The organism is Rhizobium phaseoli, assembly GCF_001664385.1.
In the GTDB taxonomy this organism is placed as follows: domain Bacteria; phylum Pseudomonadota; class Alphaproteobacteria; order Rhizobiales; family Rhizobiaceae; genus Rhizobium; species Rhizobium phaseoli.
The window spans coordinates 941,072-963,398 of record NZ_CP013532.1 but is presented as its reverse complement, the minus strand read 5'-3'; the positions used below and the strand labels follow the sequence as shown (position 1 = coordinate 963,398).

The 22,327-nt window shown below is 62.5% G+C and carries 23 protein-coding genes; 7 read left to right on the top strand and 16 right to left on the bottom strand.

From position 1 onward, the window contains the following. Nucleotides 1-351 precede the first annotated feature (351 nt). A complete protein-coding gene (locus AMC88_RS04635; protein ID WP_010017818.1) occupies nt 352-870 on the bottom strand; it encodes a glycosyltransferase family protein in 519 nt (172 codons plus the stop codon). 138 nt (nt 871-1,008) lie between these two features. Between AMC88_RS04635 and AMC88_RS04630 the strand changes: the two genes are divergently transcribed. Both AMC88_RS04630 and AMC88_RS04625 read left to right on the top strand, forming a co-directional pair. Beyond that, nucleotides 1,009-2,166, top strand: coding sequence for a PA0069 family radical SAM protein (locus AMC88_RS04630; protein WP_064824866.1), 1,158 nt, complete (start codon nt 1,009-1,011; stop codon nt 2,164-2,166). 166 nt (nt 2,167-2,332) lie between these two features. Next, the gene (locus AMC88_RS04625; protein ID WP_064824865.1) at nt 2,333-3,022 is read left to right on the top strand and encodes a ribonuclease HII; all 690 of its coding nucleotides are present in this window, start codon (nt 2,333-2,335) and stop codon (nt 3,020-3,022) included. Nucleotides 3,023-3,419: 397 nt separating this feature from the next. On the opposite strand, the gene AMC88_RS04620 is transcribed toward AMC88_RS04625, so the two are convergent. The 13 genes from AMC88_RS04620 to AMC88_RS04570 all read right to left on the bottom strand — a co-directional run bounded on the left by AMC88_RS04620 (nt 3,420) and on the right by AMC88_RS04570 (nt 14,705). Then, on the bottom strand, nt 3,420-3,911 hold the full coding sequence (locus AMC88_RS04620) for a F0F1 ATP synthase subunit B (protein ID WP_004675824.1): 492 nt from the start codon (nt 3,909-3,911) through the stop codon (nt 3,420-3,422). A gap of 3 nt (nt 3,912-3,914) precedes the next feature. Then, nucleotides 3,915-4,538, bottom strand: coding sequence for a F0F1 ATP synthase subunit B (locus AMC88_RS04615; protein ID WP_004675823.1), 624 nt, complete (start codon nt 4,536-4,538; stop codon nt 3,915-3,917). A gap of 77 nt (nt 4,539-4,615) precedes the next feature. Further along, nucleotides 4,616-4,843 carry a F0F1 ATP synthase subunit C gene (locus tag AMC88_RS04610; RefSeq protein WP_003588243.1) on the bottom strand — a complete coding sequence of 76 codons (228 nt, stop codon included), beginning with the start codon at nt 4,841-4,843 and terminating at the stop codon, nt 4,616-4,618. A gap of 67 nt (nt 4,844-4,910) precedes the next feature. Next, nucleotides 4,911-5,663 carry a F0F1 ATP synthase subunit A gene (locus tag AMC88_RS04605; RefSeq protein ID WP_010004512.1) on the bottom strand — a complete coding sequence of 251 codons (753 nt, stop codon included), beginning with the start codon at nt 5,661-5,663 and terminating at the stop codon, nt 4,911-4,913. Between the two features lie 62 nt (nt 5,664-5,725). Beyond that, entirely contained in the window at nt 5,726-6,064 is a 339-nt protein-coding gene (locus AMC88_RS04600) for an AtpZ/AtpI family protein (RefSeq protein WP_004675822.1), read from the bottom strand. Between the two features lie 272 nt (nt 6,065-6,336). Then, entirely contained in the window at nt 6,337-7,548 is a 1,212-nt protein-coding gene (locus AMC88_RS04595) for a cell wall hydrolase (RefSeq protein WP_049772051.1), read from the bottom strand. Nucleotides 7,549-7,813: 265 nt separating this feature from the next. Further along, the gene (locus tag AMC88_RS04590) at nt 7,814-9,712 is read right to left on the bottom strand and encodes a potassium transporter Kup (protein WP_004680422.1); all 1,899 of its coding nucleotides are present in this window, start codon (nt 9,710-9,712) and stop codon (nt 7,814-7,816) included. 17 nt (nt 9,713-9,729) lie between these two features. After that, nucleotides 9,730-10,707 carry a magnesium transporter CorA family protein gene (locus AMC88_RS04585; RefSeq protein ID WP_012482854.1) on the bottom strand — a complete coding sequence of 326 codons (978 nt, stop codon included), beginning with the start codon at nt 10,705-10,707 and terminating at the stop codon, nt 9,730-9,732. A gap of 116 nt (nt 10,708-10,823) precedes the next feature. Next, complete coding sequence (locus AMC88_RS34470) at nt 10,824-10,958, bottom strand: hypothetical protein (RefSeq protein ID WP_016734653.1); 135 nt, start codon at nt 10,956-10,958, stop codon at nt 10,824-10,826. Between the two features lie 185 nt (nt 10,959-11,143). Further along, complete coding sequence (locus AMC88_RS04580; protein WP_004680421.1) at nt 11,144-12,328, bottom strand: Mrp/NBP35 family ATP-binding protein; 1,185 nt, start codon at nt 12,326-12,328, stop codon at nt 11,144-11,146. Nucleotides 12,329-12,353: 25 nt separating this feature from the next. Continuing rightward, nucleotides 12,354-12,629 carry a hypothetical protein gene (locus AMC88_RS32960; protein ID WP_141489230.1) on the bottom strand — a complete coding sequence of 92 codons (276 nt, stop codon included), beginning with the start codon at nt 12,627-12,629 and terminating at the stop codon, nt 12,354-12,356. 232 nt (nt 12,630-12,861) lie between these two features. Further along, nucleotides 12,862-13,599: a helix-turn-helix transcriptional regulator gene (locus AMC88_RS04575; protein WP_041683555.1), complete on the bottom strand. Its 738-nt coding sequence runs from the start codon at nt 13,597-13,599 to the stop codon at nt 12,862-12,864. A gap of 308 nt (nt 13,600-13,907) precedes the next feature. Beyond that, entirely contained in the window at nt 13,908-14,705 is a 798-nt protein-coding gene (locus tag AMC88_RS04570) for an IclR family transcriptional regulator (RefSeq protein ID WP_012482849.1), read from the bottom strand. A 103-nt stretch (nt 14,706-14,808) separates the two neighbouring features. On the opposite strand from AMC88_RS04570, the gene AMC88_RS04565 reads away from it, so the two are divergent. The 5 genes from AMC88_RS04565 (at nt 14,809) to AMC88_RS04545 (ending at nt 18,854) form a co-directional block, all read left to right on the top strand. Further along, nucleotides 14,809-15,579, top strand: coding sequence for an SDR family NAD(P)-dependent oxidoreductase (locus AMC88_RS04565; protein WP_010019944.1), 771 nt, complete (start codon nt 14,809-14,811; stop codon nt 15,577-15,579). Beyond that, complete coding sequence (locus AMC88_RS04560) at nt 15,579-16,493, top strand: 2-dehydro-3-deoxygalactonokinase (protein WP_012482848.1); 915 nt, start codon at nt 15,579-15,581, stop codon at nt 16,491-16,493. The genes AMC88_RS04565 and AMC88_RS04560 overlap by 1 nt, the downstream gene beginning before the upstream one ends. Nucleotides 16,494-16,506: 13 nt before the next feature. After that, nucleotides 16,507-17,139, top strand: coding sequence for a 2-dehydro-3-deoxy-6-phosphogalactonate aldolase (locus AMC88_RS04555; protein WP_012482847.1), 633 nt, complete (start codon nt 16,507-16,509; stop codon nt 17,137-17,139). Between the two features lie 4 nt (nt 17,140-17,143). After that, entirely contained in the window at nt 17,144-18,031 is an 888-nt protein-coding gene (locus AMC88_RS04550) for an SMP-30/gluconolactonase/LRE family protein (protein WP_004680414.1), read from the top strand. A 217-nt stretch (nt 18,032-18,248) separates the two neighbouring features. Then, nucleotides 18,249-18,854 (top strand): PRC-barrel domain-containing protein, encoded by a 606-nt coding sequence (locus AMC88_RS04545; protein WP_004680413.1) that lies wholly within the window; start codon nt 18,249-18,251, stop codon nt 18,852-18,854. A gap of 216 nt (nt 18,855-19,070) precedes the next feature. Here the strand turns inward: AMC88_RS04545 and AMC88_RS04540 are convergent, their stop codons facing one another. Beyond that, nucleotides 19,071-20,435, bottom strand: a complete 1,365-nt coding sequence (locus AMC88_RS04540) for a putative bifunctional diguanylate cyclase/phosphodiesterase (protein ID WP_064824864.1) — start codon at nt 20,433-20,435, stop codon at nt 19,071-19,073. 157 nt (nt 20,436-20,592) lie between these two features. After that, nucleotides 20,593-22,323 (bottom strand): response regulator, encoded by a 1,731-nt coding sequence (locus AMC88_RS04535; protein WP_064824863.1) that lies wholly within the window; start codon nt 22,321-22,323, stop codon nt 20,593-20,595. Nucleotides 22,324-22,327 lie beyond the last annotated feature (4 nt).

Below are 22,327 nucleotides of genomic sequence, written 5' to 3'. Positions count from 1 at the left end.
GAAGCGCGGCGCTTCGGCGGCGCCATGCACGAATTATAGCGCGAAATCTGATCGGGCGCCATTTTTTGCGCGATGTGGGAAGGACCGCCGAAGCGCGCTCACGACAAATCGGCCCCTCATCCGGCTGCCGCCACCTTCTCCCCGTGAACGGGGCGAAGGAACCATTCCGCAAGCTCTCCGTCCCTCTCCTACTTATCGTATGGCACGTTCCCTCTCCCCGTTTTACGGGGGTCCGAAGGACGGATCGAGACCCGTGGCTCGACCGCGGCAAGGGTCAGGTGATGGGCCGTTTTTTCGGCGCCAAGTAGACATGCGCGCTCAAGCCCAGAGCAAGATGGAGAGCGAAATCACTCACCGCGCAGCGCGCGCCACCCAGGAAGGAATGAGTTCGCTGGCCAGTTTGCGCAGCTTCTGGCCTTTGGCGAATGCGGCGAGCGGCATGCCGCTTCTGGCAGCGGCCAGCGCTTGGCTTTTCGGCATCAGCAGGCCAAGTTCCAGCGGCGGGGTGGCGCGGCCGATGCGCTCGAAAAACGGGCGCCGGTAACCGCGCGAGGCGGTGAAGCGCGCCGGCAGCTTGTTGAGAGCGATATATTCGGCAATCTCGTCGATCCAGCCCGCCTGCGGGCGTGCACCGGGCTCGACGAAAAGCAGCCAGTCGCCGCGGGCGGAACCGATGATATCCTTGATATCCCACTGCGAATGAAACCGGCAGCCGGCCGCGTCGGCGACCCGCGACGTGCCGTCGCGCGAGCCGTGATCGAGCACGACCACATCGCCGACGAGCCCCTCCACCGCGCCTGCCACCAAGACCGACAGGGTCTGGGCCAGCTCGGATTCCTGATCCTGACACTCGAGAACAACCGTCAACATCGCCTACTCATAATGCGCCGCACAAATTTTTGCCAGCGGCGTTTTCCGCATTTTGTTCTTGCATTGTTCTCCATTTGCCGATAGGAATTTAATCATCAAAACGGGCGGAGGCGTCGCTTCCCGCCGCGGGAGAATCCGATGAGAGAGCAGTCCCTGGCAGGGCAGGCCGCATTCGCGCCTGCCAATACGGCAGATATTGCCGATGCGATGATCGCGTCCTCCGGGCTGCGGGTCGAGGGCGATCGGCGGCGCGGGCGCGGCGCGGGATTGAACCCGACCGGCCGCTTCGAGGCGCTGCAGCGGGAGACCTTTGACGACGGCTGGCAGACGCTGGAAGAGCTGCCGCCGTTCAAGACCGAGGTGCAGATCGAAAGGCCGCGCACGGCCATCACCCGCAACGAATCGCCCGACGTCGCCTTCGACCGCTCGATCAATCCCTATCGCGGCTGCGAGCATGGCTGCATCTATTGTTTCGCCCGGCCGACACATGCCTATATGGGGCTTTCGGCGGGGCTCGATTTCGAGACGAAGCTGTTTGCCAAGCCGGATGCGGCAAAGCTGCTGGAGCGGGAACTCGCCAAGCCGGGCTACAAGGTGCGGGCGATCGCCATCGGCACCAATACCGACCCCTATCAGCCGGTCGAGAAGGAATGGCGCATCATGCGCGGCATTCTCGAGGTTTTGAACAAGGCGAACCATCCGGTCTCGATCGTCACCAAGTCGGCGATGATCCTGCGGGATCTCGACATTTTGCAGGAGATGGCGGCAAAGAACCTGGTGCGCGTCGGCATCTCCGTGACCACGCTCGACCGCAAGCTTGCCCGGACGATGGAGCCGCGCGCCGCCACGCCGCCGCGTCGGCTGGAGACCATTCACACGCTGTCGGAAGCGGGGATCCAAACGGCTGTGATGGTTGCCCCGCTGATCCCGGCGCTGAACGATCACGAGCTGGAGCGTATCCTCGAATCGGCCAAGGCGGCCGGCGCCGTCGAGGCGAGCTATGTCATCCTCAGGCTGCCGCTCGAGGTGAGCCCGCTCTTCCGCGACTGGTTGCTGCAGCATTATCCCGATCGCTACCGGCATGTGATGTCGCTGGTGCGCTCGATGCGCGGCGGCAAGGATTACGATGCAGAATTCGGCAAGCGCATGAAGGGCGCCGGTCCCTATGCGTGGCAGATCGCCCGCCGCTTCGAAATGGCAGCTCGACGCTTCGGCTTGACGCGACGCGGCCTGCCGCTGCGCGACGATCTGTTCGTGCCGCCGGATGGCAGCGGCGTGCAGCTGTCGCTGCTCTGATTTAGAAAATTTGCGCATCGGTCCTCGGGAAACCGCCCGGTTTTCGAGCCCCGAGCGCAATCCCCGCGGATGGCCCTGACCGCCACCATCCGCCGGACCGTCCCCGGCCCGCCGCCCTGATCCGGGGACTTGCGGGAAATCGGGTTGGCGTGCGAGGTTCAGCCGCATGAAACCTCGCACGTCACCCGATTCTCCCCTGCTGTTCGACACGGCTCCGCTCGTGCCGGATTTCCGCCTGGAGCTCAAAGCCCGAAAGGCCGGCCACTGGCCCGTCGCAGGGGCCGACGAGGCCGGCCGCGGGCCGCTTGCCGGGCCGGTCGTCGCCGCCGCCGTCATCCTCGATCCGAAGCGCATCCCCGAGGGCCTCAACGATTCGAAGCAGCTTTCGGCGCAGCGGCGCGAGGAATTGTTCGTGCAGATTCTCGCGACCGCGACCGTCTCGATCGCCTCTTCCAGCTCGACGCGCATCGATGAGACGGATATCCGCAAGGCAAGCCTCGACGCCATGCGCCGCGCCATCTGCAGTCTTGCCGTTCCGGCAAGCTACGTGTTGACAGACGGCCTCGACGTGCCGCCCGGCCTCGATTGCCCCGGGCAGGCCGTGGTCAAGGGCGACGCCCGTTCGGTCTCGATCGCCGCCGCCTCGATTGTCGCCAAGGTGACACGCGACCGGATGATGGCGCGCGCCCACAATGTCTTTCCGGATTATGGCTTCGCCGCGCATGCCGGCTACGGCACCGCGCAGCACCGCGCCGGCATCGAGAAACACGGCCCCTGCTCCCTGCACCGAATGAGTTTCCGGCCGTTGCGCAAGAGCGAGGACGGGCCCGAGATGGATGAGTTGATCCCGGAATAGGCCTGCTCAACCGGCACGAGCCTGCGGCTGTCCGTTCCACACCCGATGGCGCCCCTCACCCTAGCCCGACCGGGGTCGAGTCACTCGCCTCGACCCGTCCTTCGGACCCCCGTAAACGGGGCGAGGGGACGTGCCTCGCGAGAGGCGGAAGAGGGACCGAGAGCTTGCCGCATATTCCCTTCGCCCCGCAAGCGGGGGTCCGAAGGACGGGTCGAGACCCGTGGCTCGACCCCGGTCGGTGCCGGCAGGCGGATGAGGGGCTGGCGATGATCTGCTCGGCCGGATTTCGCATGATCCGTGAATTCCGCCCGCATGGAAACAACGCGACGAACGAGGTCGTCAACAACAAAAAAGGCCGGGACATGCCCGGCCTTTTCCTCATTCCATTCGATACCGCTCAGTTGAGCCGCGTCTTGACCTGGCTGACGGCATTGCCGAACAGTTCGGACTGGACCTTGGCGTCGGCCTGCTTGGCGAGCACCGTTTCGGCGGCGGCGATCGCCAGATCGACGGCGGCGGAACGGACCGCTTTCATCGCTTCGGCCTCGGCCTGCAGAATCTTCTGCTCGGAGAGCGCCGTGCGATTGGCGACGAATTCTTCCGTCTTCTTCTTCGCGTCGGCGGTCAGCATCTCAGCTTCGCGCTCGGCGGCGGCAACGATGTGAGCCGCCTCGGCTTCCGCTTCCTTGCGCTTGCGCTGGTATTCGGCGAGCAGGTGCTGGGCCTCTTCGCGCAGACGCTTGGCTTCGGCCAGCTCGTTGCGGATCTGATCGGCGCGGTCATCAAGCGACCGTGCCATCATGCCGGGAACCTTCAGGTAGACGACCAGCGCCAGGAACAGGACCAGGCCAACAAAAGCGAAGAAAGTCGCGTCAAGATGAAATTCCATCGCTTAAGCCTCCTTCTTGGCGGCCGCGACGGCGGCGGCGACATCAGCCTGGGCAGCAGTGCCGCCGATCAGCTGTTCGACGACGGCAGCCGCCGTTTCCTCGGCGATGGTGCCGACATCGGCGAACGCCTTCGCCTTGATGTCGGCGATTCGGACTTCGGCAGCCTTGATCTTTTCCGACAGGCTCGCCTCGACAGCGCGGCGATCCTCTTCGGCCTTGGCCTTGGCGGCGTCGCGGGCGGCCGAGCCGATCGCATTCGACTTGGCGCGTGCGGCGGCGAGCTCGCCTTCATAGGTCTGGACGGCGGCGTCGGCTTCCGCCTTCAGGCGGCCTGCTTCTTCCAGGTCCTGGGAGATGCGCGTGTGACGCTGATCGAGGATGGCCCCGATGCGCGGCGCGATGACCTTTTGCATAAGGAGGTAGAAGACGCTGAACGTAATCACCAGCCAGAGCAGCTGGGATGCGTAGGTCGTCGAATCGAAAGGCGGGAACGGGCCGCGGGCGTGTTCGCCTTCGGCAACGCCGGTCTCCGTATGGACCTCGCCTGCGGCCGGAGCGGCATGCGCATCCGTGCCAGTCGCTGCCGCCGGTGCTTCTTCAGCGTAAGCCGGGGTCACAAAAAACATGCTCACCTCCAGGTGGACTGCAAATGCAAAGGATCACGGCTTGCGGTCGCAGGCCGTGATCCATCTATCCGCCGATATCAGACGGCGAAGAGCAGGAGGAGAGCGACGAGCAGCGAGAAGATGCCCAGAGCTTCCGTAACGGCGAAGCCGAATACCAGACGGCCGAACTGGCTGTCAGCGGCAGACGGATTGCGCAGAGCGCCGGAGAGGTAGCTGCCGAAGATATTGCCGAGGCCGAGAGCCGTACCGGCCATACCAAAGCAAGCCAGACCTGCACCGATGAACTTTGCTGCTTCCGCTTCCATGTTGAACTCCTTTGAAATGGTTGTTGCGGCGAATGACTGACGCCCTTTGACGTCGATGTCGTTATCCTTAGTGCCCGCCCGGATGGATCGCGTCATTGAGGTACATGCAAGTCAGCACCGCAAAGACGTAAGCCTGGAGGAAGGCGACGAGGAACTCGAGACCGGTCAGGGCGACGGTCATGATCAGGGGAAGAACGGCTCCGCCGACACCGACGGCACCGAGGGCTCCAAGCGAGGCGACGAAGCCTGCGAACACCTTCAGCGTGATGTGACCGGCGAGCATGTTCGCAAAAAGACGAACAGAGAGCGAAATCGGACGGGACAGGAAGGAAATGATTTCAATCGCGACGACCAGCGGCAACAGAATGCCCGGCACGCCCGAAGGCACGAAGACATTCAGGAAGTGGAAGCCGTGCTTATAGAAGCCGTAGACCAGCACCGTGCCGATGACGAGGATCGCCAGCGCGAAGGTGACGATGATCTGGCTCGTCACCGTGAAGAAATAGGGAAACATACCGAGCAGATTCGCCGTCAGCACGAACATGAACAGCGAGAAGACCAGCGGGAAGAACTTCATTCCCTGCTTGCCCGCGCCTTCCTTCAGCATATTGGCGATGAATTCATAGGACATTTCCGCGACCGACTGCGAACGGCCCGGCACGATGGCGCGGTTCGACGTCGCGAAATAGAGGAAGCCGACGGCAACGGCAGCCGAAGCGGCCATGAACAGCGAGGCGTTGGTGAACGAAAAATCAATTCCGCCGACTTCGATCGGGACAATCTTCTGGATCAGGAACTGATGAGTCGGATCGTTAGACACCGCTTGTACTCTCTCTTTGGCCCGCAGGACGCGGGGTCATTGCAGGGGACCGGGACCGGTCCTTATTTTTTGTCGTCCTTGTCGTCCAGGGGATGGGCCACCACCCCCGCAGAACGCAGCACGTTCAGAACGCCGGCACAGAATCCGAGAAGCAGAAGAACAATCAACCCCCAAGGCGCCGTGCCAACAAAACGGTCGAGGAGATAGCCAAGGACGGCACCGACGACGATGGCGGCAATGAACTCGCTGGAAAGCTTCATCGCCTGGGCATAACCTTTGCGGCTTACCTCGGCTTGGGCCTCGTTTGCGTGTTCCACTCCCGCCTCAGCGCGCTTGGTTGCGAGTTCCGCTCCCAATTGCGCACGGCGCTTTTCAAGACTTTCCTCGCGATCGTCCGCCATGGATCTCTCCTCGCCTGCCCGTCGCCCGCACTCCCGCTACCCCGGTCATTCGGACCCCGGACGCGAAGGTTGAGACCCTTCCGGCCCGTTCTGAAGTCGCGCGCAACATAGTTTTAGGGATTAGTATAGTCAAGGCGTAGACAGCTTCTGTCCAGCGAGAAAATAATCTCGTCGAATCAAAGGGATAAATCGCTCAAAGGCCGATCGAGCAAATTCGACGGAAAGAATCCGCTTTTCGGGGCCGGAAATCGACCGGACCCGGACGATTTATCTCAGCTCCAGCCGCCGCCATAGGTGCGGTAGAAGACGTGGAGGCCGATGCGGCCGACCTTTTCCATGGTCTTTGCCCATTTCGGGCGGACGTAGACGGCGTGGTAGTGGGTCGCCGAGCCCACCTGCGGCAGCCAGATCTTGCCTGATGTCACCGCCATCGCCACGTCGCGGGCGACTCGCCAGTGATATTCCGAGTTCACCCTGTCCTTGATGGCGTCGCAGGCGAAGGAAAACTGGCAGCGGTTGCGCCAGTCCTCGTTCTGATAGACGACGCCGCAAATGCTCTTCGGATAGGCAGGATTGCGGACGCGGTTGAGGATGACCTGGGCGACGGCCGCTTGGCCCTTCACCGATTCTCCACGCGCCTCGAAATAGATGCCGGAGGCAAGACATTGCTGCTCGCGGGCGGAAAAGACGCTTGCCGGCAGCACGCTTGCGGCCCAGGCGTGATCGCGCGGGCCGATTTCGGGGACGAAGCGGCCGCTGTCCGGCTCGGTCAGGATCGAATCGAAGGGTGACTGGCGGGAATAATCGGGCGCTGCCGGCGCATAGGCCGTGGCCAGCACATCGGCCTTGTTGCTGGTGACGAGGCTTGCGAGCATCGCCGGCACGCCATTATCCTCGATCACCGGCCGCTTCTTATAGAAAGACGTAGCGATCTCGATTTCCTTGCCCTGGATCTTCGGCTTGACGAAGGCCGACCTTTCCTTGAGATCGAAGCTCGGGGTGAACAGCATCCTAGTGCGCTCGAGGATGGAGCCGGCCGAAAAATCCTTCGGCGGCTGCATTTTTTCGACGGCGACGATGCGGCCCTTCTTCATGGCGCGATTGACGCGATCCTCGTCCGGCGTGTCGTCGTGGCCCTTGTCTTTGGCAGTAAAAGCAACCTTGCGGCCATCCGGCAGCACCATGCCGGCGCCCGACGAAATCGAACCCGTCACTTCAGGATCGGCAAAGGCGAGTTCGGCCTGATGAATGGAGCCGGCGGGAGAGTTGGTCAGCACCATGCGCCAGCTCTCGCCCTCACGATCTAGACCGGCGAGCATGGTGGCGAGATCGGCTTGGGAGGCGACGCTCGGGAAGATCAGCCAGCCGGCGAGCCCGAAGATGATAGGCGATACCCAGTTCTCGGGAAGAAGACGCAGCTTGCTACGGGAGGGGCTCTTTCGACGCAACACGAACTCCGGGCATGGAACGCGGGAACATTCCATCGAAAATCTCTCATTAACCTTGACGTCCGGTTAACGGGCCGTGCCGGAATGTGGCTATGCGTAGTTTTGCATGTTCTAATGTGGCTTGTTTGACAGGGACGCATCCCCAATCTCCATCATCCTCGGCCTTGAGCCGAGGATCCATGCCCCGGCTGCTGGTGGGTGCCGTATGGATGCTCGGCTCAGGGCCGAGCATGACGGAGGACCAGGTGGGGAAGCAGCCAGACAGCGCAGACACGCGTGTCGGGAATGTCGTCCTCACTCGTCAAATTATCACATGCGACCCCAGTTCCACCACGCGGTTTGCCGGCAGGCGGAAGTAGTCCGAGGGGTTGGCGGCGGCGTTGGCAAGGGCGATGTAGAGCCGGTCCTGCCAATAGGGCATGCCGGATTTGGCGTCCGGCACCAGCTTGCGGCGGCCGAGATAGAAGGAGGTCGACATGATGTCGAACTTCAGCCCGGTCTTGCGCAGGGTCGCCAGGGCCTGCGAAACATTCTGCGATTCCATGAAGCCGAACAGCAGTTCGACGCGCGAGAAGCGCTCGGAGATCTGCTCGACCTTGTAACGGTCGTGGCTCGGCACGCGCGGCTTATTGACCGTGCGGATGGTCAGGATGACGTTGCGGTCGTGCAGCACGTGATTGTGCTTGAGATTGTGCAAGAGAGCGGCGGGTGCGGATTCCGGATCGCTGGTCAGGAAGATCGCCGTGCCGGGAACCTGGGCCGGCGAATGCTCGCTCTTGCGCTCGATGGAACTGACGAAGGAGGCGAGCGGAATATCGGTGTGGCGGGTCTTTTCCATCAGGATCGCCGTGCCGCGGCGCCAGGTCCACATGACGACGGTAAAGGCGGTGGCGATCAGGATCGGGATATAACCGCCGTCGTGGATCTTCAAAAGATTGGCGCCGAGGAAGATCATTTCGAGCACGACTAGCGGCGCAAGCGCGATCACCGCAACCGGCAGCGACCAGTTCCAGCGGGCGCGGACGAATTCGAAGGCCATGATCGAGGTGACGACCATGGCGCCGGTGACGGAAATGCCGTAGGCGGTCGCCAGCGCGTCCGAGGTCTTGAAGCTCAACACCAGGAAGATGACACCGAAGAACAGCACGGCATTGACCGACGGCACGAAGATCTGCCCGGTATTCGTTTCCGAGGTGAAGAGAATTTCCATGCGCGGCAGGAAGCCGAGGTTGATGCCCTGGCGCACCAGCGAGAAGGCGCCCGTGATGACGGCCTGGCTGGCGATGATCGTCGCAGCGGTGGCCAGGATGACGACCGGCAGTAGCGCCCATTGCGGATACATCAGATAGAAGGGATCGGACATGGTCTCCGGCCGGCCGAGCACGAGAGCGCCCTGGCCGAGATAGTTCAGCGTCAGCGCCGGAAACACCAGGGCGAACCAGGCCCATTGAATGGGGCGGCGGCCGAAATGGCCGAGATCGGCATATAGCGCTTCGGCGCCGGTCACCGTCAGGAAGACGGCGCCGAGCACGACGACGCCGTAGAAGCCCTCGTGCAGCAGGAAGCTGACAGCATAATAGGGATTGAAGGCGGCGAGGATGCCGAAATCATCCGAGATATGGGAAATGCCGGCGGCGGCCATGACGATGAACCAGACCGCGGTGATCGGCCCGAAGAATTTGGCGACGGCGCCGGTGCCGCGCGATTGGACGACGAAGAGCAGCGCCAGGATCACCACCGAGATCGGCACGATATAATCCGCCAGACTAGGTGTGACGAGCTTCAGACCCTCGACGGCCGACAGCACCGAAAGCGCCGGGGTGATCATCGCATCGCCGAGGAACAGCGCAGCGCCCATCAGCCCGAGCAGCATCAGGAGAGCGGTGTGGCCGTTGGCGGTCTTCATCAAAAGGGCGAGCAGCGACAGCGTGCCGCCCTCCCCGTCGTTATCGGCGCGCAGCAGGAAAAGGACGTATTTGATGGTGACGATGATGGTCAGCGCCCAGATCATCAGCGAGATCAGGCTGATGACCTCGAAACGGGTGACGCCGTCATGGGCGACCGGCTTCAGCGCCTCGCGAAACGCATAGAGCGGGCTCGTACCGATGTCGCCGTAGACGACGCCGACGGAACCGAGCGCGAGATAGAACAACTTGCGCGGCGTCATATGGCGGTCGTGCGGATGGCTCTCTTCGGACATGAAATTTCACAGGCTCCTCAGAGCCAGCCTTTCCAGCGAAAAAAGAAAAAGGGGATGACGGCCGATATCACCATCAAAGCCAGCGAATAGGGATAGCCGGCCGTCCAGGCTAGTTCGGGCATGACCTGAAAATTCATGCCATAGACGGAGGCGACCAATGTCGGCGGCAGGAACACGACCGAGGCGATCGAGAAAATCTTGATGATCGAGTTCTGCTCGATATTGATCAGACCGAGCGAGGCGTCGAGCAGGAAGGTGATGTTGGCGGCGATGAAGGACGCGTGCTCCGACAGCGACTGGATATCGCGCGAAACGGTACGGCAGAGCTCCTTGGCCTCGCGGTCCTGCTGGATCGCCGGGATCGTGTGAAAGAAGGTCAGCAGCCGGGACAGCGAACCCAGACTGTCGCGCAGCTTGCTGATCATGCGGTGATGACCGGCAATATCGCGCAGCTTTTCCTCAAGGTAGTTCGACGGCTTGCGCACCTTTTTCGCCCGGTCGCCGAAGACATGCGTCGACAGGATGTCGATGCGCGAAACGGAGATCTCGAGGATTTCCGCGGTGCGATCGACAATCGTCTCGAGCAGCTTGGCGAGAAGGGCTGCGCCGCTGCGCCAGTTTTCCGGCAGCCGGTGAAGGGCGGCGATGAACAGCGCAAAGGATTTGGGATGGGCGTAACGGATGGTGACGAGACGGTTTCCGGCCAGGATGAAAGCGACATCGGTCAGGGTCGGCGCGTCGGTATCGGCTTTCCAAACGAGCGAGGCGGTCATGAAGACGGCGTCGTTTTCAACGTAGAGGCGGGCGGAAGGCTCGATATCCTTGAGGTCGTCGCGGGTCGGAACCTCGATGCCGAGAACCTTCTCGACATAAAGCTCCTCTTCGCGGGTCGGCTCGATCATGTCGATCCAGACGACATCCTTGGGAAGGGATGCCGGCTGCGACAGGTCGCGGACCTCGACCGACTTGCAACTGGAACTGTAAGCGGTGATCACCGGCAGCGTCTCCGATGCTCACGACACTTCGTGCTCATCGCCATCATCGAAAGCCTTTCCGTGCCGCCATCGCGGCGATGCGAGGGCGGCTCGTCCCATATCCAAACGGAAGCGGTTCAAGAAAGTTCATAAAACTCCTGCTGCATCCAGCCTTCAAGGCCAGCATGCGCATTGTGCTCCACCGCATCGCAATTACCAATCCTTCGATCTTGCAGGCGGGCCGGAATCTTCGAAACGAAGACGACCGTCATTGAGCATCTGCAGCAACGCCATCATGGCGCCGCGGCATATGAAGCAAAGCCGTGAAATAATCAAGACATCTTCCGTGAAGCGCGGCTTTTCACCACGTTTCCCCCACAATCGGCGTGATCGCAGCGGTGATTCGGCGCCTGGCCTTCCCGTGCCGTCATGCCGTGCAGTTCCGGCAGGCCCCGCGCTATTCGAAGACGATTGCCGGCGCTGGGCGCCGGGACTGGCCGCCGAGCTGCTCCCAGACCTTGGTGGCGATGCCGCGATAGATGCCGGCAACGACACCGTTCGGATCGGAGGCGACGAGCGGGGTGCCGGCGTCGGAGGTTTCACGGATATTCATCGTCAACGGCACTTCGCCGAGGAAGGGCACGCCGATGCGCTCGGCTTCCTTGCGGGCACCGCCGTGACCGAAGATGTCATAACGGGTGCCGGTATCGGGGGCGATGAAATAGCTCATGTTCTCGACGATGCCGAGCACCGGCACCTCGACCTTGCGGAACATGTTGAGGCCCTTGCGGGCATCGATCAAAGCGAGATCCTGCGGCGTCGAGACGATGACGGCGCCGGCAAGCGGCACCTGCTGGGCCATGGTCAATTGCGCATCGCCGGTACCGGGCGGCATGTCGACGACGAGGACGTCGAGCTCGCCCCAGGCGACTTCGCGCAGCATCTGCAGCAGCGCCGACTGAACCATCGGCCCGCGCCAGATCATCGCCGTCTCCTCGTCGACAAGGAAGCCCATCGACATGACCTTGAGGCCGTAATTCTCCATCGGATTGATGATACGGCCGTCGATCTGCGTCGGGCGACCGGAAATCTTCAGGAGCCGCGGCATGGAGGGGCCGTAGATATCGGCATCGAGAATGCCGACGCGAAGGCCGTTGGCAAGCAGGCCGAGCGCCAGGTTGACGGCGGTGGTCGACTTGCCGACCCCGCCTTTGCCGGAGGCGACGGCGATGATGGCGCCGATGCCGGGAACGCCGATCTTGCCGGCCCGCGGCGCCTGTTGCTGGGGCGCAGGGGCGTGATGCTGGTGATCATGGCCGCCGTGATCATGACCGGCATGGCCATGCGGCGGGTTTGGCGCCGGGCGCGCAGCGGGTGCTGCGGCCGCCGCTTTCCGGTCCGCAGTCAGCGTGACGAGCGCGCCCTTGACGCCCGGCATTTCCTTGATGACGCGCTCGGCAGCGAGCCGCATCGGCTCCAACTCCTTGGCGCGCTCGGCCGGGACCGTGATGGAGAAATAGACCTTGCCGTCGGAGATGAACACATCCGAGACCATGCCGAGCGCGACGATATCGTGCTCGAGATCCGGTCCGCGCACGGTCTTCAGCGTTTCGAGAACCTGTTCCTTGGTGACGTCGGTCATTCCACCCTCACTGCTTCTTCTTGGATCACAGATAGTGGAGGCGCACGTCTTCGCCAAACAAAATCAGCGAGAGGAAAATCGATTTGGCGGCTTTGAAAAACGCCGGCCGGGTTTCGAAATCCGTTGCGGCCATCAAGTCCGCCGGGCTTTTGCCCTGATGGCCGCAACGGTCTCTCTCCCCGAGAACCGGCGCAATGCGGGGCGAACTAGCGCAAGCCGAAAAAAAGGCCAGAAAAAAGTGAGCGGCAAGAGGAAATCGTGAACAGCTGCGCAAGAAGCGGTGCCGAAAGGCAACAACCACCGCCGACGCCGAGGGCCCAGGAGAGAAGCGGCATCGGCGTCGGGCAGCGGTGTGTCGGCCGCGCCATTTCCTGGCGCTGGTCAGCAAAGTCCCCTCTGGACCTCTGGCAGAAGAGATGCAGAAAGCGTGCCAGATGGAAAAAGCGGGAAAAGCAGGCGCAAAGGGCGGGACGGCGTGCAGATCTGCCTACGCGCTAAGCGGCCCGGCTAGCGTCTATCGCCGTCTTTGCAACTTATTTGATCAAGCCGATCCTGAGCGCCTTGGCGACGGCCTGGGTGCGGTTGACGGTGTCGAGCTTCTTGGTGGCGCGGTTGAGGTAATGATTGACCGTATGCTCGGACAGCACCAGGATTTCGGCGATTTCGGCGCTCGTCTTGCCCGCCGCCGTCCAGTTCAGGCAATCGATCTCGCGGTCGGTCAGCGCATCGGTGACGCGGGTATCGAGGTTGCGAATCTCGGCAAGCCTGTCGAAGACGTGGATGGCGATATAGCAAAGCTCGCGCATCTCGGCCGGGCTGAAGGGTTCACGATCGCCGGCGAAGGAGACGGCACCGCGCAGACCGGACGGTTCATGCGTCGGGAAATAGGCGCAGCGCGTCATCCTGAAACGTTCGAACAGCCCGACGACGAGGTCGGACTTACCGTCGTCGCGCGACCAGTTCTGCCGCGACATGTCGTAAGAGAAGGGTCGCGCCGATGTTCTCAGCCGCCGCAGAATCGGGCTGTTCACCATCAACCCCTCCTGATCGTAAAGCGCCAGAAGCTCGGCCGGCCAGCTGGTGATGACGGTATTGCCCTGAAGATCGAGGGATGTGATCGGCGGCAGATTGAGAACCATGAAGGCGCGGCAGCGATAGGCTTCGGTCATGCGTTTCATGAACCGGAAGATGTCGAACTGCGTCTTCAGGCCGGCAATTTCCTTGATATAATCGTCTTCTTCGTCCGTGGATGTTTGCGCTAAGGGTTCCATCACATTTCTTCATCTTCGGCACCGCGGCCGGTTCGCTTGCATCGGGGAATGACGATTGCTGCCGGATCAAATGCAATCCGGCCGCGGCGTTAAGCGTTCGGCCGGAAAGTGTTGTCGATTGCTATTTCCAGTTGTCGTCGCCGGCAAACCTCAATAACGCCTCATGATAAGCATGCTCTCAAATCGCATTCGGCAAGGGCCAGAGAGCAAATTTTTCTCGAATTCGTTTCAAATTCCCGCGTGGCGTTTTAACCCCGTATTTTTACATCGTTATCGGATGACCGCTGCGTCGCTTTGCGCGGCATGCTCTAGCGACGCGGGCCGAGCCGGATGCGCATGCCTTCCATGATGCTTCCGGCAGCCTGCTGAACCGGAACGGCCCATTGGGCGAGAAGTTCCATCGATAGGCGGTAGGCCGGGCCGGTGATCGAGACGCCGCCGAGAAAAGTCCGATCCTCCGACCAGATGGGCGCGGCGACGCAGCGGATGCCGGCCTCATGCTCCTCGCGGTCGAAAGCATAGCCCTGAGTGGCGATCTCATGGATTTCGGCGAGTAGGCTGGCCGGCGAGGCATGGGTGGCGGCGGTAAAGCGGGTGAAATTCACGCCGGCAAGAAGATCGGCCAGGCTTTCGGCCGGAAGCAGCGACAGCGCCGCCTTGCCGACGCCGGTGCAGTAACAGGGCGAGGCATTGCCGATCTGCGAATACATCCGCACCGGCTGGCGGCCCTCGACCTTGTCGAGATAGATGATCGAGTGGCCTCGGAGAACACCGAGATGCACGGTCTCACCGGTCGCCTGCTGCAGAGCGGCAAGATGCGGTTCGGCAATCAGGCGGAATTCATTGCGCGCCCAACTGCGGGCGGCGAAATCGAGCAGGCGCAGGCCCGGCGCATAACGGCCATCGCCGTCGAGTTCGAGCAGCCCCTCCTCGACGAGGTGGCTGAGCTGGCGATGGAGGGTGCCGCGCGGCTGGCCGGCGAGCGACAGGATATCGGTGAACCGCAATGGCGCATCCGCATGGGTAACGAGATCGAGCAGCACCATCAGTTTGCCGAGTGTGCCGGTCTCGCGTGCCTGCGCCATGCCGTCGCCCTTTGCATTCATGGTTTCATCCGCCCTTGACAGAACGGGCAGCGTAATCCGATAATTCCATATAGTCAAATTCAGTTCCAAATAATGGAACAATCTATTTCGTCGGGAGAAGACGATGACTGCGACGTCAGCCCAGTTTCCGGAATTCAGGGACCGAACCGTGCTCGTCACCGGCGGCGGATCGGGCATCGGGGCTGCGATCGTCGAAGGTTTTGCGCGCCAGGGCGCCAAGGTTTCCTTCATCGACATCGCCGAGGCCGCCGGCAACGCGCTTGCCGAGACGCTGTCGGGCCAGACCGCGCACCCGGTTTCCTTTTACCATGCGGATCTGCGTGATATCGAGGCGATCCGGCGCGCCGTCGATAATGTCGTTGCCGCTTCCGGGCCGATCCGCGTGCTCGTCAACAATGCCGCCTGGGACGACCGCCACGAATTCGACGCCGTCACCGAGGCCTATTGGGACAACAACCAGGCGGTCAACCTGCGGCATGTATTCTTCACCTCGCAGGCGGCCGCACCATCGATGCGGGCGGCCGGCGGCGGTGCGATCGTCAATATGTCGTCGATCGCCTTCAAGCTGAACATGGGCGGCTTTCCCGCCTATGCGGCGGCAAAGGCGGCGGTGGTCGGCCTGACGAAGAGCATGGCAGGCAGGCTCGGCCCGGAAAATATCCGGGTCAACTGCATCCTGCCCGGCATGGTCGTCACCGAACGGCAGATGCAGTTGTGGCTGACCGAAGAGAGCATCGCCCGCTCGGTCGAGCAGCAATGCCTGAAAGTCCCGCTCAAAGCCGATGCGATCGTCGGTCCCTGCCTGTTTCTTGCATCCGACTGCGCGGCCGGAATGACCGCCCAGTCCCTGATTGTCGACGGAGGCGTTCTGTAATGGCTAATCCCGCTTATGTCGCGGTGGACTGGGGCACCAGCAGCTTCCGATTGTGGCTGATGGCCCGGGACGGCAGCGTGCTTGCCGAGCGCCGCAGCGGCGAAGGCATGACCAGCGCGGCAAAGACCGGCTTTTCCGCCGTCCTATCTGGCCATCTCGCCGCTGTCGAAGCACCGGACACCCTGCCGGTGATCGTCTGCGGCATGGCCGGCGCAAGGCAGGGCTGGGTCGAGGCCGGTTATATCGACGTGCCAACGCCGCTCGCCTCGATCCTGACTGCCGCCGTCCGCGTGCCTGGCGAAAGCCGCGACGTCCGCATCTTGCCCGGCCTTGCCCAGCGGCAGACGGCGACACCCGACGTCATGCGCGGCGAGGAAACCCAGCTGCTCGGCGCGCTCGGCGGCACAAGCGCCGGCCCTCAGGCGGTCTGCATGCCCGGCACGCATTCGAAATGGGTGCATGTGGGGGATGCAGAGGTGACCGGCTTTTCCACTTTCATGACCGGCGAACTCTTCGACGCGATCAGCAAACACACGATCCTGTCGCATGCCGTTGCCGGGGCCGAGGAGCAGCCGGCCGATGCGGCGGCCTTCGAGGCGGCGGTTTCGGCCGCTTTCGCCCGGCCGGCCCTTGCCTCCAACCTGCTCTTTACCGCCCGCTCCGGCCAGCTCCTGCACGGGATCTCCGCCGCTGCCGCGCAAGCCCGGCTCTCCGGCACGCTGATCGGCCTCGAAATCGCCGGGGCGCTGCAGGATGCGGCCAACTCAGGCATCACCCTCGTCGCCTCCGGACGCCTGCAGGCGCTCTACGAACAGGCCTTTAAAACCCTCTCCCTTGCCTTCACCGCCATCGATGCGGACGCCGCCGTGCGCCGCGGGCTTTCGGCTGCTGCCGACGCCATCTGGCCGAACTGAGAAAGCTGTCACGATGAACCGCATCCCCTTCCCTGACATGAAGCGCCCGCTGATCGCCATCCTGCGCGGCATCCGGCCGGACGAGACCGAAAGCGTCGTCGGCGCGCTGATCGACAACGGCCTGACGGCGATCGAGATCCCGCTCAACTCGCCGGAGCCGTTCAAATCGATCGAGATCGCCGCCAAGCTGGCGCCCGCCGGGGTGCTGATCGGCGCCGGCACGGTGCTGACGGTCGAAGCGGTCGACAGCCTGAATGCGGCCGGCGGCAAGCTGCTGGTGACGCCGAATGTCGAACCCGAGGTGATCATCCGGGCACGCGGCTATGGCATGGTGACAATGCCAGGCGTCTTCACGCCGACCGAGGCACTGGCCGCAGCGCGGGCCGGCGCCACCGGGCTCAAATTCTTTCCGGCGAGCGTGCTCGGCCCTTCCGGGATCACGGCGATCCGGGCGATCCTGCCGCCGGAGCTGACGATTGCCGCCGTCGGCGGCGTATCGGACAAGAATTTCGGCGATTACACCAAGGCCGGCATCTTCGCCTTCGGCCTCGGCACCAGCCTCTACAAGCCGGGAATGACCCCGGCAGAGGTTGCCGAGCGTGCCAAGACGACCATTTACGCCTATGATGCAGCCATGGGAGCGTGAGCGTATGACCGAGATTTACGAGTTCGAAGGCAAGACCCTTTGCAACACCAATTCCGTCCTCGGCGAAGGGCCGACCTATGATCCGGACAGCAACACGGTCTGGTGGTTCAACATCCTCGGCAAGGAGCTGCACGAACTCAGACTCGCGACGGGGGAGAAAAAGGTGCATCCGCTGCCTGTCATGGCAAGCGTGCTGGCCCGCATCGACGCCGGACGGCAGCTGATCGCGACGGAAGAAGGGCTGTTCGTGCGCGATGTGGCAAGCGGCAATCTCACCTTCTACGCCGCGCTCGAAAACGACCGGCCGGAAAACCGTTCGAACGATGGCCGCACCCATCCTTCCGGGGCGCTCTGGATCGGCACGATGAGCAAGCGGGCGGAAAACCAGGCTGGCGCCATCTATCATGTCGCGAGCGGCAAGGTGACGAAGATCTTCAACGGCATCAGCATTCCGAATTCGATCTGCTTCTCGCCCGATGGCACGATCGGCTATTATACGGACTCTCGCATAAACCGGCTGATGCGCGTCATGGTCGATCCGCAGACCGGCCTGCCGGCGGGCGAGCCGATCGTGCTCGTCGACAGCATGAACGAGCCCGGCGACATAGACGGCTCAGTGGTCGATGCCGACGGCTATATCTGGAATGCCCGCTGGGGCGCCGGCGTCGTTGATCGCTACAATCCCGATGGGCTGCGCATCTCGCGCTACAAGGTCCCCGCCGTCCAACCCTCCTGCCCGGCCTTCATCGGTGTCAATGCCGACCGGCTGGCGGTGACGACAGCCTGGGAAGGCCTCGACGAAGATGCCCGTTCGGCCCAGCCTTCCGCGGGCGCCCTTCTGGAACTCGGCATCGAGGTCAAAGGCGTGTTCGATCCCCTCTATGTGATCTGAACCCGGCCACTTCCGGCCGCCATCGAAGGCACTCCTGGGCAGGAGCGCCTTTTCGTTTTGGCCACTATCGATCGATAAAAGTTCCGTGAAAATCGAGAAATTTTCCGTGTTTTCAACCGGAACCAATCGGCGCACCGCTCATTTTCCCTACGAACCGGCGCGGCAAGGATCATTGCCGGGTCAGCGCTCACACTAGGGAAATGAAAGTAGGTTCGAAATGACACGCAAACTTTTGACGACCGTTGCCGCTGGCGCGCTGTTTGCCACGGCTTTCGCACCGGCGGCATTCTCGCAGACCGCTCCGAAGCCTGCGGATCCCGCCGCGACCAACCAGGCAGCGCCGGCCGATCCGGCAGCACCGAAACCGGTCACCCCTGACGTCACCAAACCCGCAGGCGATGCCGCACAGGCTCCGGCTGCAAAACCGAGCACGGATATGGCTCAGGGCAGCTATCTGACGGAGCAGGCTCCGGACCAGATCAGCGCCAACACCTATATCGGCCAGTCGGTCTATAACGGCAACAACGAAAGCATCGGCAGCATCAACGACCTGATCCTGAAGAAGGACGGCGGCATCGTCGCCGCAATCGTCGGCGTTGGCGGCTTCCTTGGCATCGGCGAAAAGGATGTCGCAGTTCCGATGGAAAAGATCACGGTTGCCCAGAACACCCAGGACGGCAGCCTCAAGCTGACGACCAGCGAAACGGCCGAATCGCTGAAGGCCGCGCCTGAGTTCAAGACGCTGGCAATGCAGTCCGCAGAAAAGGCCCCGGCCGCAACCGGTACCGATACGACGGCAACCGGCTCGACCACGCCTAAGTAAACCGCGTGCGGTAGTATAGCGTAGGCGATGGCGCTCCTAGGGCGCCATCGCTTTTTCTGATGGGCTGATTTCACGTCATCGCGAGCGCAAAATCACGGGCTTGGCTGCTTTGCGCGATTCCGGACGCAAAACCGCTGCGCACTTTTGCTGGAATTGGGCTTGCCTGCTTTACGCAATCCCGGACGCAAAACCGCTGCGCACTTTTGCTGGAATTGCTTATGCGCTGACGCGCTCGGTGATCGCCGTGTCGTAGTAGTTCTCGTGCAGGAAGCGCAGCGTGGCGATGCCATCGGCCGGGCGGCCGAAATGATAGCCTTGGCCCATGCCGCAGCCGAGCGTGCGCAGTTGCACCGCCTCGGCGTAATCCTCTATTCCCTCGGCCACGACTTCCAGTTCCAGGCCGTCGCACATGGCAAGGATTGCCTTGATGATGTGTTCGGAGGCGCGGTCGGAATTGATGCGCGAGACGAAGGCACGGTCGATCTTGATCTTGTCGAAGATGAAGTCGCGCAGGCGCCCGAGGCTCGACTGGCCGGTTCCGAAATCGTCGAGCGAAATGCGCACGCCAGCGGCGCGCAGATCGGCGATGATGCGGTGGGCGGTGTCGGCCGAACCCATCACCGCCGTCTCGGTGATCTCCAGTTCCAGACGATGCGGATCGAAGCCGACCCTGCCGAGGATCGACAGGATGCTGCCGCTCGTGCCGGGATCCATCAGCTGCGCTGAAGAAAGATTGAACGACAGGAAGAGTTCGCGCGGCCAGGAAAGCGCTGCTTCCGCGGCCTTGCGCAGCAGCGTTTCCGACAGCGCGTCAATGAAACCGCGCTCTTCGGCGAGCGGCACGAAGACGCCGGGCGAAACGAAGCCGAGATCGGGATCGTTCCAGCGCGCCAGCGCCTCGAAGCCGACGACCTGATTGTTTGACAATGAGACGATCGGCTGGAAATGCACGTCGATCGCGTCTGAGATGATGGCGTTTCTCAGCGCCTGCTCCAGCTGCGTGGCGCGCTTCATCTCCTGGGCGATCTCACGCGAATAGACGGTGATCTGGCCGCGGCCGCGGCGCTTGGAGCGATAGAGCGCCGTTTCAGCGCTTTTCAGCAGTTCCTCGCAGTCCTCTCCGGCAAAGGGGTAGATGGCAAAGCCGAAAGAGGCGGAGAGACGGACGTTGCGGTCGCCGAGATCATAGGGCGCTGACAGCACCTCGCGGATCATCTGGCCGAATTTCTCCGCACTCGCCCGCTCGAAAATCAACGGCAGCACGAAGGCGAATTCGTCGCCGTCGTGACGGGTGACCATCGCGCCATCAGGAATGCAGGCCTTGAGCCGATGGGCGACCTGGCAGAGGATCTCATCGCCGGCCGAGGAGCCAAAGAGATCGTTGATCGGTTTGAAACTGTCGAGATTGGCAATGCCGATGGCGAAGGGAGCCGGATCGCTGGCGCGCTCGGCGGAAATCTGCAGAACCTTCTCGCGCATGCGATTGCGGTTTCCCAACCCGGTCAGCGGATCGGTATAGGCCATCGCCTGAAGCTCACTATGACTCACGGTCAAGGAAGCCATGTCCGCCGATTTCATCATTCAAACCCGAGCTTTCCTCCGCAGTCGAGCAAACAATGACCGGGATTTCTTAACAATTCGCTAGTAAATCAGCCGTCCTGACAGTCCGATCCGTCGGCAATGTGGGGAGTTGACGCGGCGAGTGCAGGACGCCGTGACGAGACGACGGCCATGAGTATTACGCGCTCGTTCGGACCCGAACGCCCTCTTCCACCAAATATTTTTGAAAAATTGCCTCGAGCATGTCGGGACTGACCGGCTTCATGATGACGTCGTCCATGCCCGACTTGACGCATTCGGCTCGGTCGCGCTCGAAGGCCTGGGTGAGCACGCCGATGATCGGGGTACGGGCTGCACCGCCGGCTTCCTCCATCTGCCGGATCACGCGCGCGGCTTCGAAGCCGTTGAAGCCCGGCAGGGAAATGTCCATCAGCACCACCTGCGGCCGGTGTTCGGCCCAGAGGCGCACGACCTCGTCGCCGGTCGCCGCGATCATATGGCGATAACCGAGGCCCTCGAGAATCTGTGTGAAGACGATCTGGTTGATATCATTGTCTTCGGCGACGAGAACCTGCAGGCCGATGGTGTCGTCGGAGATGCTGATTTCCCAATCCGAATCCGTGCCGGCGCCGTTGTTGCGGCTGTTGCGATTGAAATGGCGGGCGATCTGGAAGGTGAGCTCGTTGGCGATCTGGAAGCCGTCCATGACGAGCGACGGTATGCCGTATTGCTCGGCAAGCTCGAGGCAGCGCATGCCCATCTGATTGTCGATGATCAAGAGGTCGAGCGAGATGCCGGAGGAGGTGGCGATTTCCAGGAAGCGCTCCTCCTCGTCCTCGCCGCGCACCGAACAGGATTCGAAACCGTATTTCGCCAGCGTGCGCAAGGCCGCGGCCTCGGCGGCGAGGTCGGCGGTGACGACGAGGATCTTGCGGCCGGAAAAATTCTCCGGAACGATCGCTTCCATCGCCGCCGGCTCGCGACGCTCCACCGCGCTCGGCACCGGCACATAGGCGCGGCGATAGCTCTGGTTGGTGGAGGTGGTGACCGACGAGGCGCGGTCGAACTCCTCGAGATCGGCGCCGTCGCGCGGCAGGTCCTGCGTCGTCGACACCAGGAAATAGCGACCGGGCTTGCCGATACGGTGCTTGCGACTGACGATGTCGCGCTCGATGCCGTCGCGGGAGATCTGTCGCTGGCGGGAGATCGACATTTCGCCGGTCTCCAGCACGTGACGGTCGCTCTCTTCGAAGCGTTTGGCGATCTCGGGCGAAAAAAGGTCGCCACTCTTGCGCCCGAGCACCTCGTCGGCGGTGGTCTGGTATTTCGCGCAGAAGGCGAGATTGACCGCGACATAGGTCAGGTTGCGGTCCTTGACGAAGAGCGGGAACGGCAGATTGTCGAGAATGTCCTCGGTGAGCTGCACCCGCTCCAGATCTGAACGCCACTGCTCCTCGCGCTTCTTGTCCTCGGAAATGTCGGAGACGATGGTGACGCCATAACCGCCCGGCAGCCTGCGCTTGACGAATCGGACCCAGCTGTCGGCGCCATGGCGCTCGACGGCGTCGAAGCGCTCGCGCCAATGGGAAGCGATCTTCTGCGACAGCCAGTCCTCGCGGCTGAGCGCGCCGCCCTGCCTCACTTCATATTGCTGGCGAACGCCGGTATCGTAGATCGCGCCCAGGAAATCGCGCAGCCGCGTGCCCGGCTTCAGCATCTCGGCCGACAGCGGGAAGAATTCGAGGATCTGGCGGCTTGCGAAGATCAGATGATCGTTCTTGTCGTAGATGATGAACGCTGCCGAAAGGCTGTCGCACACGACATCGAAAAGCGCCGTCTGCAGATCGGCCTCGGCGGGCGTTCCGTCGATTTCCGATGACGTGTCCGCCTTTTCGAAGCCGGCACTCATTCTA